Source organism: Xanthomonas sp. A1809 (assembly GCF_017746015.1).
Lineage (GTDB): Bacteria > Pseudomonadota > Gammaproteobacteria > Xanthomonadales > Xanthomonadaceae > Xanthomonas > Xanthomonas euvesicatoria.
Genome location: NZ_JAGHWZ010000010.1, coordinates 245,218 through 259,505 on the forward strand (window position 1 = coordinate 245,218; position 14,288 = coordinate 259,505).

Here is a 14,288-nt window from a genome sequence, read left to right on the forward strand (position 1 = left end):
GGCGGTCGGGTCTGTGGGGACCGGCGTCGGTCAAACCGTTCCTTTTCAACCGGTTTCTTCAATGATCAACAGTCTGCTTACCCGTGTCTTTGGCAGTCGTAACGAACGCCAGCTGCGCCAGCTCAACCGCCTCGTCACCCAGATCAATGCGCTGGAGCCGACGATCGAGAAGCTCTCCGACGCCGAGCTGCAAGCCAAGACTCCGGAGTTCAAGCAGCGGCTTGCCGCCGGGCAGTCCCTGGACAAGATTCTTCCCGAAGCCTTCGCGGTATGCCGCGAGGCCAGCCGACGCGTGCTGGGCATGCGCCATTACGACGTGCAGCTGATCGGCGGCATGGTGTTGCACCTGGGCAAGATCGCCGAGATGCGCACCGGCGAAGGCAAGACCCTGGTGGCCACGCTGCCGGTGTACCTCAATGCGCTGCAGGGCGAGGGCGTGCACGTGGTCACGGTCAACGACTACCTGGCGCGCCGCGACGCCGCGCAGATGGGCAAGCTGTACAACTGGCTGGGCCTGAGCGTGGGCGTGGTGTATCCGGGCATGCCGCACAGCGACAAGCGCGAGGCCTACGGCGCCGACATCACCTACGGCACCAACAACGAATTCGGCTTCGATTACCTGCGCGACAACATGGCGCTGTCGCGCGCAGACCGTTACCAGCGCAACCTGCATTACGCGATCGTCGACGAAGTCGACTCGATCCTGATCGACGAAGCGCGCACCCCGCTGATCATCTCAGGCCCGGCCGACGAATCGCCGGAGCTGTACATCCGCGTCAATCGCATCGTGCCGCAGCTGACCAGGCAGGAAAGCGAAGAAGGCGAAGGCGATTTCTGGATCGACGAAAAGGGCAAGCAGGTGCATCTGTCCGAGGCGGGCATGGGCCACGCCGAAGAGTTGCTGTTGCAGGCCGGCATCCTGGAAAACGCCGAAGACGGGCTGTATGCCGCGCAGAACCTGAGCGTTGTGCATCACCTCAACGCGGCGCTGCGCGCGCATGCCATCTATCAGCGCGATGTGGATTACATCGTGCGCGATGGCGAAGTGGTGATCGTGGACGAATTCACCGGCCGCACGCTGTCCGGGCGTCGCTGGTCGGATGGCCTGCACCAGGCGGTCGAAGCGAAGGAAGGCGTGCCGGTCCAGCGCGAGAACCAGACCCTGGCCAGCATCACCTTCCAGAACCTGTTCCGCATGTACAAGAAGCTGTCCGGCATGACCGGTACGGCCGATACCGAAGCCTACGAATTCCAGAGCATCTACGGCCTGGAAGTGGTGGTGATTCCGACCAACCGCCCGACCGTGCGCAAGGACCATCCGGACCAGGTGTTCCTCAACCGCAAGGGCAAGTTCAACGCGGTGCTGGCCGACATCGAAGATTGCGCCAAGCGCGGCCAGCCGGTGCTGGTGGGAACCACTTCGATCGAGACCTCGGAGATGCTGTCCGAGCACCTGCGCAAGGCCGGGGTCAAGCACGAAGTGCTCAACGCCAAGCAGCACGAGCGCGAAGCGACCATCGTGGCCAACGCCGGCCAGCCGGGCGCGGTGACCATCGCCACCAATATGGCCGGTCGCGGTACCGATATCGTGCTGGGTGGCTCGTTGGAATCGGAGTATCACGCCCTCGGCGAAGACGCCAGCGAAGATGCGCGCTTCAAGATCAAGACCGAATGGCAGCGTCGTCATGACGCGGTCAAGGCGGCCGGCGGCCTGCACATCATCGGTACCGAACGCCACGAGTCGCGGCGTATCGACAACCAGCTGCGTGGCCGTGCCGGTCGTCAGGGCGACCCGGGTTCGTCGCGCTTCTATCTGTCGCTGGAAGACAACCTGATGCGCATCTTCGCCTCGGACTGGGTCCAGAAGGCGATGCGCATGATGGGCATGAAGGAAGACGACGTCATCGAAGACCGCCTGGTCAGCCGGCAGATCGAAAAGGCGCAACGCAAGGTGGAAGCGCACAACTTCGACATCCGCAAGAACCTGCTGGATTTCGACGACGTCAACAACGATCAGCGCAAGGTGATCTACGCCCAGCGCGATGAATTGCTGGACGCCGAGTCGGTCAAGGACAATGTCGACGGGATTCGCGGCGATGTGATCTACGACCTGGTCGCACGCTTCGTGCCGCCCAATTCGGTCGACGAACAGTGGGATCTGAAGGGCCTGGAAGCCACGCTGGAGTCGGAGCTGGGCATGACCTTGTCGCTGACGGACATGGTGCGTGCGCAGGAAGAAATCGACGCCGAGCAGATCGCCGCCAAGGTGCAGACAGCGGTGGATGCGCACTTCGCCGAGAAGGAAGCTGCCATCGGCGCGGACACCATGCGCGCGCTGGAAAAGCACGTGATGCTGACCGTGCTCGACCAGGGCTGGAAGGAGCATCTGGCCAAGATGGATTACCTGCGCCAGGGCATCTACCTGCGCGGTTACGCGCAGAAGCAGCCCAAGCAGGAATACAAGAAGGAAGCCTTCGAGCTGTTCTCCGAGATGCTGGAGAACGTCAAGCGCGAGGTGATCAATCTGCTGGCGCGCGTGCGCATTCGCAGCGAAGAAGAAGTGGCCGAACTGGAAGAGCAGGAACGTCTCCAGGCGCAGGCGCGCTTGATGGCCTCGCAATTCCAGCACCAGGATGTGGGTGGCTACGGCGCCGAGGAGGAAGTGGAGCAGATGCAGGGCGGCAACGCGCCTGTGCCGGTGTCGCAGGTCACCCGCGACGAACCCAAGGTGGGCCGCAACGACCCATGCCCGTGCGGCAGCGGCAAGAAGTACAAGCACTGCCACGGTCAACTCAGCTGAGGCTGAGTTGACCGTGGAGCAGCCCGCTTTGCGGGCTGCTCACCCGCTATCCGCGTTGCCGATAGCGGGCTCACGGCGCTGATTCCAATCCCCTGCGCCTTCGGCGCGCCCCCCTTACCAAGGGGGGCTTTGCTTTCGGAATTATCGCGATGCTTTGCGGGCTACGAGGTTAAGCGGTAAGTGCGGCGTTGATCTGTTGCTCCGAGGCGGAGATTTGGGATTGGGGATTGGCAATGCCTGCGCAACGCCTGCGTTAGCAAATCCCGAATCTCCGATCCCGGCCTCATTGCGCTGTACCGCTCACTCGCGGCACTCTTGCCGCCATGCCTGATTCTCTTCGATCCATTCACGTCGTTGCCGGCGTGATCACCGACCCCCGCGGGCGCATCTTGCTGACCCGCCGCACCGAAACGCGCGACATGCCTGGCCTGTGGGAATTTCCGGGCGGCAAGCGCGAGCCTGGCGAGACCTCCGAACAAGCGTTGGTGCGCGAGCTCAACGAAGAGCTCGGCATCGAGGCGCAGGTGGGCGATTGGGTGATGGAAGTGCCGCAGCTCTATCCGGACAAGCGGCTGCGCCTGGAAGTACGTCATATCACGAGCTGGAAAGGCAGCCCGCGCGGCCGCGAAGGCCAGGCCATGACCTGGGTGGCGGCAGACAAGCTGGCCCGCTATTCGATGCCGCCGGCCGACGTGCCGGTGGTGGGCGCGCTACGGCAGCCCGACCGTTACCTGATCACGCCCGAGCCGGAGGACGAGGCGCGCTGGCTGGAGGGCCTGGAGCTCGCATTGCACAACGGGATCACCCGGATCCAGCTGCGTGCGCGGCAGCTTGCGCCGGCGCGTTGGCAGGCGTTGTTGCAGCAGGTGATGCGCCTGCGTGGTCGCGCGCGCGCGCAACTGTTGCTCAATCGCGATATCGCGCTGGCTGCGGATCTGGGTATCGGCGTGCATCTGGGATCGGAGCAGCTGGCCGGTCTGCAGGAACGCCCGCTGCCTGCAGACCGACTCGTGGCTGCGTCGTGCCATGGCTTGGACGACCTGCGCCACGCCCAACGGATCGGCTGCGACTTTGCGGTGCTGGGCCCGGTGCAGGCGACCGCGTCGCATCCGGGCGCCACACCGATCGGCTGGGACGGTTTCGAGACCTTGCGCGAACAGGTCTGGCTGCCGATCTACGCGCTCGGCGGCATGCAGGGCGAAGATGTGCGTCAGGCGCGCTCGCATGGTGCGCAGGGTATCGCGGCGATCCGCGCGCTCTGGCCGCAATGAGCGCACCGCAGCGTCTGACGGCCGAACCGTCAGCGCAATGCCCTCGATCCCTGTTACGCCGTGCAGCGGTCCTGCGGTGATCCCGCGCCGCCGGATGCCACGCCTGCGCGGCTAGAACGTCACCCAGAAGCAGTTGTATTGCCTGCGTAGCCGCAGCACGCTGCGCGCCGGCGTGCCGCTGGCGAGGTTCTGTTCCAGCCGCAGTCCCCAGGGGCGCGGGCGGCTGGGCGGGGTAGGCAGTGGCGCGTCGATAGCGCTGCCATCCAGCGACGGCGTAGGCGCGGTGGTGTCGGCGTCCCAGGTGGGGGTGTCGCTGTGCGGATACATCGGCACGATATCCAGCAACGGGCGCTGCACGATGGCTTCCAGCCGGCTCAGCACCTGATTGGCGGCGGCATCGGATTGACCGCTCCACAGGTACAGGCTGGACAGGCGGTTGACGTCGCGGCTGTCCACCGCCAATTGCAGCAACGACACCAGTTCGCTCAGCCGCCGCGGGCAGCCGTAGCGATACAGGCCAGTATTGCCCTGCGGGCGGATGGCAGGCGGTGCGCGGCTGGCCGCGCCGACGTCTTCGCAGCGCCGGTCGGTGAACAGGGTTTGCCCGTCCGGCGCGACGCAGCGATGGATTTCCTGCGCCTGCACGCGCGCGGCGGGACAGGCGCAGAGCAAGAACAACAGGGGCAGAAGGCGATGCATCGGCGCAGCGTAGCCGGGTAAGCGTGAGCTGGCGACATACATGCGCGCGGGTGTGCGAGGGCGACGACTGGAATGCGAAGCAGGTGCTCAGCGTCCGAGCAGCTGCAACACCTGCGTGGTCGGCTTGGCCAGATTGAGGGTGTAGAAATGCAATGCCGGCGCGCCGCCTGCGATCAGGCGCTGGCACAAGGCCGCCACGACCTCTGCGCCGAAGGCGCGCACTGCGTCGGCGTCGTCGCCGTAGGACTGCATCTTCTTGCCGATCCAGCGTGGAATCTCTGCGCCGCATTGCTCGGAAAACCGCCGCAGCTGCGAGAAATTGGAGATCGGCATGATGCCGGGAATGATCGGTATCTCCACGCCCATCCGCTGCACTGCGTCGCGGAAATGAAAGTAGGCATCGGCGTTGTAGAAATACTGGGTAATGGCCGCATCGGCGCCGGCATCGACCTTGGCCTTGAAATAGCGCAGGTCGCTGAGCGCGTCGGCCGCCTGCGGATGGGTTTCCGGATAGGCGCCGACCTCGATCCGGAACGCGGCGCCGTGCTCGGCGCGGATGAAGGCGATCAGGTCCGAGGCGTAACGCAGGTCCCCGGGATGGCCCATGCCCGACGGCAGGTCGCCACGCAGCGCAACGATGCGGGTGCAACCGATGGCGCGATACAGCTTGAGCAGCTCGCGGATTTCCTGCCGGCTGCCGCCGACGCAGGACAGGTGCGGCGCCGCTTCGAAGCCATGCTTCTGCTTGAGGTGGCGTACCGTTTCGGAGGTGTAGCTGAGCGTGGAGCCGCCGGCGCCGAAGGTGCACGACACGTACTCCGGCGCGTAGCCTTTCAACCTGGCTGCAGTGCGGTCCAGTTGCGCGCGCTGATCATCGGTCTTGGGCGGGTAGAACTCGAAACTGAGATGCGTCATCGCGGCGGTTCCGGCGGATCGTCTGGCGATAATATCGCTTCATCGCGATGAATGCATATCAGATTGCGACGGTTCCGATGCGCACTGTCGCAGGGCCGGTGAGGGCGGCAGCACGCGGAATGGCAGGTTGGCATAGCCGGCGCGGCCGGCGTCATCGCGCACTTCCACAAACAAGCGGTAATTGCCCGGCGGTGGTGCGATCAGGCGCACCTCCTCGCCCGTAGCGCGTGCGCCGTTGCGACCACCGGGCATGCGGTTCGGCGCAATGGCGGCATCGACCAGCGGTGGCAACGTCTCGGGGTCGCCCCCGATGCTGCGCGCGGTGCTTTCGCTGCGCACGTGCCAGTCGTAGCGCAGTACGGATGCGCCGCTGGCACGAATGCGTGCGGTCACGGCCTGGCCCGGGCGAAGGCTCACGCTGTCGGTGGCGCGTTGGCCAGCCAGCGTGAGCGCCGCTACCGTTGGCGCCCTGGTGTCTGGCCATTGGCCGGTCCACAGCAATTGCAATGTGTCCACGCTGGGCGTGGCCTCGCCCGAAGACAGGAACAGGCCATACCAGGTGGGCGTGCGCTCCTGCTTGTCGCCCCACAGGAACACGAACGAGCCCAGCCCCTGGCGGGTGTCGCTGGCGATGTCGCTGCGGTAGCGCTGTTCCAGCAATAGCGCCTTGCGCGTGCTGTCGTCTTCGATCGGTGCGCCCCACGAGGTGGTCGGCGATTCCCAGTGCCCGGTGGGGCCCCATTCGGTGACCACGTAAGGGCCGCGCCAACCGCTCTCGTGCAGCTTTTGCGGGAGCGCTGCGATATCGCCGTAGAGCTGCACGGCGATCAGGTCCAGTGCCGGCGCGCGCGTCTTGAGTTGGTCGATGAGTTGCTTGTCGAAACCGGCCAGCGTGGTGGTGACCGGATGATCCGGGTCGATGGCATGGATCGCCTCGGCGATCTCGCCGACCGCATTCCAGACCTTGGGATTGGTGTAATCCAGATTGAGCTCGTTACCGACCACCCACATCAGCACCGCCGGATGCGCCGCCGATTGCCGTACCTGCGCAAGGATGCGTTGCAGTTGCTGTTTCACTGCCGCTGCATCGTCGTAATCGAAGCCATGTCGCTGGTTGCCGACCTCGATGCCGACCGCCACTTTCAGGCCGTTGCCTTGTGCGCGATCGAGCAGGGCGCGCTGGCGTTGCGGGTCCGGATCCACGCGCCAGGTGCGCAACGCGTTGCCGCCGCGTGCGGCCAGCGTTTCCATGCTGCCATTGCCCAGGCCGGCACCCTTGATCACGAAGGGAGCGCCATCCACCAACAGGCGGTAGCCGTCTGCTTCCTGCGCAATGCGCACCTGCGCCGCGCTCACCTGCGTGCTCGCGGCCAGTGCGAACACGCAGACGGCGATGACGCGCGCATTGCATGGCAGTTGCATGGCGACTCCTGGTGGTCAGCAAGACACCAGCATAGGCCGGGATACCGTGATGCGGGCGGCCGCGCAGCATCTGCCTGGTTGGGGTTGCTTGCGGGCAATCGCATCCGGTTCTGGGGACTGGGTTGCAATCGCGCGCCGCTTGCCTGCTTGAAGTTGCGGCGCATTCGGTGAGCGCAGCGCTTTGCGCCATTGGGCTGCAATGCGACATGCAGGAAGAGGTTGGCGAAGACCGCTTGTCCAACGCACATGGTGTCCTTCGAACATTACGCAGTACCGCGGCGTTGTCGAAGACCCACCATCGCTGGCTTGCCGCTGCCGTGGCAATGCCTGCTGGAAACCGTGGAGTGCATCTGCGCCGGGCGTTGACGCCTGCACGCCTACACTGGGCGCACTTTCCATGGAGCGCTTTCATGAGCGATACCACGATGACCGCCATCGCCATCCGCGATGGCAAGGGCGACGCCGAGGCGCTGTACGCCACCGAACAACCGCGCCCGCGTCCGGCACCGGGGCAGGTGCTGATCCGCGTGCATGCCGCCGGCATCAATCGCCCGGATCTGCTGCAACGCGCCGGGCACTACCCGCCACCACCTGGCGCGCCGGAAACGCTGGGGCTGGAAATCGCCGGCGAAATCGTCGAGCCGGCTGGTCGCTGGAAGGTGGGCGAGCGCGTGTGCGCGCTGCTGGGTGGCGGTGGCTACGCGCAATACGCTGCCGTCGATGCGCGTCACGTACTGCCCATTCCCGCCGGCATGGATCTGGTGCACGCCGCCGCGTTACCGGAAACCATCTTCACTGCCTATGCCAATCTGTTCGAACACGGCCGGCTCGCGGCAGGCCAATGGCTGCTGTTGCATGGTGCGACCTCGGGCATCGGCGTTACGGCGATCCAGATGGCCAAGGCGGCGGGCGCGCACGTGCTGGCCACCGCGCGCTCGGCCAGCAAGGCGGCACAGGCGCGCGAGTTGGGCGCCGATGTGGCGATCGATTCCACCACTGCGTCGTTTGTCGAGGTGGCCAAGGCGCACGGCGGCGTGGATGTTGCGCTCGACATGGTGGGCGCTGCGGTCTTCGCCGACACCCTGGAAGCGCTCAACCCGCGCGGGCGCATCGTCTACATCGCCTCGCAGGCCGGCGCCACCATCGAGGTGCCGATTCCGGTGCTGATGCGCAAGCAGGCGGTCATCACCGGCTCGACGCTACGCCCGCGCAATGCAGACGAAAAAGCCCGGCTGGCGGCGGAAGTGGAGCGCGTGGTGTGGCCATGGATCGAGCAGGGCAAGCTGCGCGTACTGCTCGACAAGCGCTTCCCGCTGAGCGAAGCGGCTGCGGCGCATCGTTACCTGGAGCAGGGCAGTCACCTGGGCAAGGTGGTGCTGGAGATGTAGCACGTAGCACTGGACTCAACCAGCTCGGCGCCAGCGGCTGCAGGCGCCGTGCGCCCGGCGATCGACAAGCGCCGGCCGCGCCACCGCGCAATTGCACAGCTACCTCGGCACGAGGTTCGCGTGGCAGTTCGCGGACGCATCGTTTTACGCACACAGAGTTCGCATTGTTGCGCCTGAAACCACTGCCGCCTCGTGAGAATCCGCAGCCTGTTAACTCACGATCAATGGCGGCACACGAATGATGACGCGCTCTTTCTCTCAAGCCGTCCTGGCTTGTGCCGTCGCGCTGGGTATGACCGGTGTCGCGCAGGCAGCCGAACAGGCACCTGCGCAACTCGCCGTCGGTGGCGCGCTGGCGCCGCAACGCATCCTGCAGGTGGGATTGGTGCTCAAGCCGCAGGTGACCATGCGTCAGCAACAAGCGGCGGTGGAGCAGTGGTTGACCCGCGATGGCGGCGATCCGCTGTTGCGCGGCCAACTGGCACGCGCATCGGCTGCTTCCACCCGCGATATCGCGCAGGTCAAGGCCTATCTGAGCCGGTATGGCATCACCGATGTACGCCCGGCCATCGATGGCCGCCTGCTGCAGGTTCGCGCGACAGCGGCGGCATTGCAGGCTGCCCTTGGCACCCCGCTGCGTGCAGTGAGTGCCGATGGCCGCCTCGGCGTTGCCGCTGCTCAGGGCACGGTCGCAGTGCCGGCCGGCTTGCAGGCGGTGGTGCAAGGTGTGGTTGGCCTGGACGGCACGGCCGGCGCCAAGGTCACCCCGCACGGGGCGCCGCTGAGCGCCGCGCGCACATCGTTGTTGAACAGCAGCGCCGTGACGGCCGCCAACAGCGGCGGCGGCGCAGAAGTCGTGCGCCACAGCATCGAAGAGCTCAATAGCGCGTACGGCGCCGATACGCTGGCACCGGCCAGCGATATCGTCGGTGCGGTCATTGCCGCCGGCAATCTGGAAAATACCCTCGCGCGGCTGCAGAGCTTCCAGGACCTGCACGGCCTGCACACCCCGGTCACGGTGGTGACGGTGGGCGACCCTAGCGCGCCGGGTTACCAGTCCGATGCCGCCAGCAAGGATTCGGAAGTCGAGTGGGACATGGATACCCAGTTGCTGGTCGGCAGCGCCGGCGGGTTGAAGCGCCTGATCATCTACAACATCCCGGACTTTTCCTGGAAGAGCATGATCGATGGCATGGCGCGCGCGGCCGACGACAACCTGGCCCGCGTGGTCAGCATGTCGATCTATGGGCAGGAAATCCAGGTCAACGACGCGGTCTTCCAGGCCATGGACGCCAGCCTGACCAAGGCGGTGCGTCAGGGGCAGAACTTCCTGATCTGCAGCGGCGACGACGGCATCTACCTGCCGCTGAGCGCACGCGCCAACGCGCCTTATTACGACACGCTGGCGGGGCGCCCGGACCTGCGCCAGGTCGGTTGGCCGGCTTCGCACCGCTACGCGATTGCGGTGGGCGCCACCGAGTTGCTGACCCAGGGCGGCAACCCCGGCAGCTACGCCTCCGAGCGCGTCTGGAATGCCGGTGTCGGCCGCCACCTCAGCCAGGGCGGCCTCAGCAAGATTGCCTATGCGCCGCAGTGGCAGCGCACCCTGCTGCCGGGGCAGACGGCCTCCGGCTACCGCGCTGTGCCCGACGTCAGCTTCAATGGCTCGTTCTACAGCAGTGCGCAGATCCGCGGCACCGATGCGCAAGGGAACGAGGCTGCCTGGTATGTGTGGGGGACCAGTGCCGCCACCCCGACCTTCGCCGGCTATATCGCCCGGCTGTTGCAGTCGCATCCCACTCTGGGCTTCGTCGCGCCGCAGATCTATCAGTACGCGAGCCAGCGTCACGATGCGCAGCGCGCCCATGACGTGGTGGTCGGCAGCAATGGCCTGTATCGCGATGGATACAACGCGAGCTACGGTTGGGACTTCGCGTCGGGTTGGGGCAGCATGAACATCGGCGACTTCGACCGTTTCCTGACGCAGGCAGCGCCATGACCTTCACTGCGCATGGCGAGCTCGCTGTCGCTGCGCATTAACCCACCGATATTCCAACGTTGCGTAGCGGCGGTGCTGGTTACCGTGGCGGCGTACAGTCGACCACCGCTTCGATGTGGTGGCCGTCCGGGTCGATGACGAACGCGGTGTAATAGTCATCGCCATAATCCGGTCGCAAGCCGGGTGCGCCATTGCAGTGACCGCCGTGCCGTAGCGCGGCTCGGTGAAACGCGTCCACGGCGGACGCGTCGGTGGCGGCAAATGCCAGATGGAATCCGACCCCCGGGGCACATTGCGTTGCCTGGCGTTGTTTCAACGCCAGGCAATCGTCGCCACCGGGCCTGCCATCGCCGACCGCCTGGTCGAGCGTGCCTGGCTCCAGATCGGACCACACCCGCACATAGCCAGGCGCACCCAGGGTTGCGTCGAAAAATTCGGCGGATATCTCGATCGTACGAACGCCCAGCGAAACGTGATGCAACATCGGTGCAGCCTTCGATGGCGACGGCACATCGGCGTGCCGGCAGCGATACTTGTCTGCACGCGCGCCGGCGTCAATCGCATGCTGCAAAAGAGGCTAGTGGCGTGTGGTCGAGCACCGCCAATTCCAACCGCCGCGCCGACACCATCTGCAGCCGTCGCGCATTGCCTTCGTGGCGCAACTGAGCAGGCCGGATAGCAGCGGCTGGCATACAGGTATAGCAAAACAAGCAGGAGCGATGTCTCGCAGTGGGCTGCACGCTGACCGTACACTGCGCTGTCGCGTGCGTTCTCCGCATCGCGCCGCTGCAGCATTGGCCAGGCAGTGTGCGTGCAGGCGTTCGCATCGGTGGCCACCCCTACCAGCACGAAGGTTTCGATGAAGCATCCAGACGCATTGCGTATCGCCCTTGTCGGGATCGGCAAGATCGCCCGCGACCAGCACGTGCCGACCATCGCCGCGCGCGACGATGTGCAGCTGGTGGCCACCGTGAGCCGGCATGGCACGGTCGACGGTGTGCCTGCCTATCACACCCTGGAAGACGCATTTGCCGCCCAGCCGCAGATCGAAGCGGTGGCCTTGTGCACGCCACCGGTCGGACGGCACGCTTTGGCGCAGGCCGCGTTGATGGCCGGCCGCCATGTGTTTCTGGAGAAGCCGCCGGCTGCCACGCTCGCCGAAATTCATGACCTGCAGGACGTGGCGCGGCGTGCGCAACGTAGCCTGTTCACCAGCTGGCATTCGCGTTGCGCAGCCGGTGTCGAGCCTGCCCGTGCATGGTTGGCCGACAAGCAACTCGTGCGCGCGCACATCACCTGGAAGGAAGACATTCGCCACTGGCATCCGGGCCAGGACTGGATTCTGGAACCTGGCGGCATGGGGGTGTTCGACCCCGGCATCAATGCGCTCTCCATCGTGACCCATCTGCTGCCGCGCAGCTTGGCGCTGCGCGACGCCGAGCTGCATACCCCGGAAAACCGCCAGGCGCCGCTGTATGCCAGGCTCGCATTCGTCGACACCGCAGGACTCCCGGTAACGGCCGAATTCGATTTCCTGCAGACCGGCCACCAGCGCTGGGACATCGAAGTGGAAACCACCGCGGGCCTGCTCATGCTCAGCGAAGGCGGGGCCAAGTTGAGCATCGATGGGCAACTTAAGGCGCTGCCAGCGTCCAGCGAATACGACGGCTTGTACGGGCGCTTCGTGCAGCTGGTGCGCGCGGGCCAATCGGAAGTGGATATTGCACCGTTCGTACACGTGGCAGATGCGTTCATGCTCGGCGCACGCCAGGTCACCGCAGCGTTCGCCTGGTAAGTCGTTCTGCCGCTCGCCAACGGTGAACACCGCTGGTCAATGCCAGCGGTCCTGCGGCCGACTGCGATCGATGGAAGCGGGGTTCGGGGCACACAATCGTGCGCCGCTGCCAGCGTCGTCCGCCCACCGCGGTGCGCGGTGCGCAGGAAACGGGCCGACTGCAAGGCGTGTTGGCGGTCCATCGATGCGAGTGGGCGTGTACTGCACCCCGCGGCATCCTGGTGCAGTCGATCGGCGCCAGCACGTAGAGGCAACGAAGCCCCCATACGCCGGTTTGCGTCGGGGGCTTCGCCTTGATCGCACTGCGGCGTGGCGTGCAACGTCGCACGCCGACGCGCCAGTCACCATTTCAAACGATGGGAGCACTGCAAGGTAGTGCCACCGCCATGCTGTGGTGGCTGCTCAGCGGCGCCACATGCGCGCCCCGCGCGCCGGCAGGGTAAAGGTGTACGAGCTGCTGGAAATGCGCACCACGTTGCCCGAGCCCAACGCGTCCACGTAGTCGGCATTCCAGTACAACACGCTGTTGTTCATTCCCACCGTGGTGGTGACCGGGTTGCCGCACTTATTGATGCCCACGATGCCTAGGCTGCCGCGACGGAACAGGATATGGCAGGAGCTGGACGACAAGACCTGCATGTCGGTGCCCTGCACGCCGTTATGGAAGCCGATCATGCGGCGCAGGTCTTCGCGGAGATAGGCGTTGACCCAGCGGTTGTCGCCGCTTTCGTTGTTGTCGGTATAGATCATCGGCATGCCGCCGTTGCGACCGATCAGGTATGCGTAGGCCAGCGTCTCATCCACCGGGTCGAGAATCGCGTAGCGGAAGCCGGCGTTGTTGGGAATGTCGTGGGTCACTGCAAAGGTCACGGCGCGATTGCCCGGCAATGCCTGTCCGGACGCGGCGGGGTCCACCAGCTGCTGCATGCTGGCGCCGATCGCGAACGCATTGCGCACCGCATTGAACAACGGAAAGTCGTAGGCTGCATGCGGCGTGGATTGCAGATACGGCGCCAGGAACTGGTCGTAATCGCCATTGCCAGTACCGCCGCCGGTAATCACTTCACCGAAGACATACACACCCGAGCGGATGCCGGCATCGAAGACGCGGTTGAGATGGTCGAAGGTCATGTGCTTGGCCGCATCCACCCGGAAGCCGGTCACGCCAATGCTCTTGAGCGCCTGCAGATAGGCGCGCTGTTGCTGCACCACCCAGTCGTTGCCCACGAGATCCGGCAGGCCTGGATCGCTGCCGCCGCCGCAAATGCGGTAATTACGCACCTGGTAGGCGTCGTTGTAGTTGCTGATGCATTGCGCCGGGCCGAAATCGCTGGCGCTGAGGAAGTTTGACTGCAGCGTGCCGAACAGGCGCAACGAATCGTAACGGCCGGGGTCTGCAGCGTACTGCGACAGCACCACGCTGCCCGGGTAATTGAGGTCTGAACGCGTGGCCGCTTCGTTGGCCATGTGGTTGAACACGATGTCGGCATAGGTTTCCACGCCGTTGTTGGCCAGCGCCTGGACCATCTTCTTGAATGCAGCGGTGTCGCCGAGCGGGTTGTCGATCAGGCGGATGTCCTGGGGTTGATAGCGCGCCCACCAGGCACTTCCTTCGGAGCGGTACGCGGGGGCGACCAGCACCTTGCGATAGCCTGCATCGGCAATCTGCTTGGCGCGCGCTTCGACGGTGGCATATGGCCAGTTGAAGGCATGCAGAATGACATCGGCCTGCGCGTTGGCGGTGGTCAGCAGCAGGACCAATGCGGTCAGCAAGAGACGTGCACCGCGTTGTATCAGGGAAGGTGGGGCATGAGCAGGCGTGTTGCGCATCGGATCGATCTCCAGTGGTAAGCGCAGGCCGACGCGCAGTGCGCGATGCCCGCATCAAGGCTTCCGGCCCCTGTTCCGGAAAGCGCGCGCACGGCGTGCAGCGCGCGGTGATGCTAAGCGCGCATCGCGGCGCAGCATGGAGGTTGTGCATACGTATTCACTGCAGCGG

10 protein-coding genes are annotated in these 14,288 nt (G+C 65.3%); 5 read left to right on the forward strand and 5 right to left on the reverse strand.

Translation table 11 applies throughout. The annotated features are described in order from the left end of the window. Positions 1–61: 61 nt before the first annotated feature. The gene (gene secA, locus J7396_RS15415; protein WP_014089396.1) at positions 62–2,800 is read left to right on the forward strand and encodes a preprotein translocase subunit SecA; all 2,739 of its coding nucleotides are present in this window, start codon (positions 62–64) and stop codon (positions 2,798–2,800) included. 323 nt (positions 2,801–3,123) lie between these two features. Continuing rightward, the gene (locus J7396_RS15420; protein WP_008571815.1) at positions 3,124–4,071 is read left to right on the forward strand and encodes a Nudix family hydrolase; all 948 of its coding nucleotides are present in this window, start codon (positions 3,124–3,126) and stop codon (positions 4,069–4,071) included. A gap of 111 nt (positions 4,072–4,182) precedes the next feature. Here J7396_RS15420 and J7396_RS15425 read toward each other — a convergent pair whose 3' ends face one another. From J7396_RS15425 to J7396_RS15435, 3 genes are read right to left on the reverse strand one after another with little or no spacing between them, the layout of a single operon-like run. Further along, positions 4,183–4,812: a hypothetical protein gene (locus J7396_RS15425; RefSeq protein ID WP_209261689.1), complete on the reverse strand. Its 630-nt coding sequence runs from the start codon at positions 4,810–4,812 to the stop codon at positions 4,183–4,185. 45 nt (positions 4,813–4,857) lie between these two features. After that, positions 4,858–5,685, reverse strand: a complete 828-nt coding sequence (gene metF, locus J7396_RS15430) for a methylenetetrahydrofolate reductase [NAD(P)H] (RefSeq protein WP_008573251.1) — start codon at positions 5,683–5,685, stop codon at positions 4,858–4,860. Positions 5,686–5,724: 39 nt separating this feature from the next. Then, entirely contained in the window at positions 5,725–7,107 is a 1,383-nt protein-coding gene (locus tag J7396_RS15435; protein ID WP_209261690.1) for a glycoside hydrolase family 2 TIM barrel-domain containing protein, read from the reverse strand. A 410-nt stretch (positions 7,108–7,517) separates the two neighbouring features. Between J7396_RS15435 and J7396_RS15440 the strand changes: the two genes are divergently transcribed. Both J7396_RS15440 and J7396_RS15445 read left to right on the forward strand, forming a co-directional pair. Continuing rightward, positions 7,518–8,495, forward strand: coding sequence for an NAD(P)H-quinone oxidoreductase (locus J7396_RS15440; protein ID WP_209261691.1), 978 nt, complete (start codon positions 7,518–7,520; stop codon positions 8,493–8,495). A gap of 238 nt (positions 8,496–8,733) precedes the next feature. Then, positions 8,734–10,494 carry a S53 family peptidase gene (locus tag J7396_RS15445; RefSeq protein ID WP_244669680.1) on the forward strand — a complete coding sequence of 587 codons (1,761 nt, stop codon included), beginning with the start codon at positions 8,734–8,736 and terminating at the stop codon, positions 10,492–10,494. Positions 10,495–10,573: 79 nt separating this feature from the next. Here the strand turns inward: J7396_RS15445 and J7396_RS15450 are convergent, their stop codons facing one another. Further along, positions 10,574–10,978: a VOC family protein gene (locus J7396_RS15450; protein WP_029818689.1), complete on the reverse strand. Its 405-nt coding sequence runs from the start codon at positions 10,976–10,978 to the stop codon at positions 10,574–10,576. A 375-nt stretch (positions 10,979–11,353) separates the two neighbouring features. Here J7396_RS15450 and J7396_RS15455 point away from each other — a divergent pair, with 375 nt between their 5' ends. Beyond that, complete coding sequence (locus J7396_RS15455; RefSeq protein WP_029818690.1) at positions 11,354–12,289, forward strand: Gfo/Idh/MocA family oxidoreductase; 936 nt, start codon at positions 11,354–11,356, stop codon at positions 12,287–12,289. 402 nt (positions 12,290–12,691) lie between these two features. Here J7396_RS15455 and J7396_RS15460 read toward each other — a convergent pair whose 3' ends face one another. Continuing rightward, entirely contained in the window at positions 12,692–14,062 is a 1,371-nt protein-coding gene (locus tag J7396_RS15460) for an alpha-amylase family protein (protein WP_209261693.1), read from the reverse strand. Between the last annotated feature and the right edge of the window lie 226 nt (positions 14,063–14,288).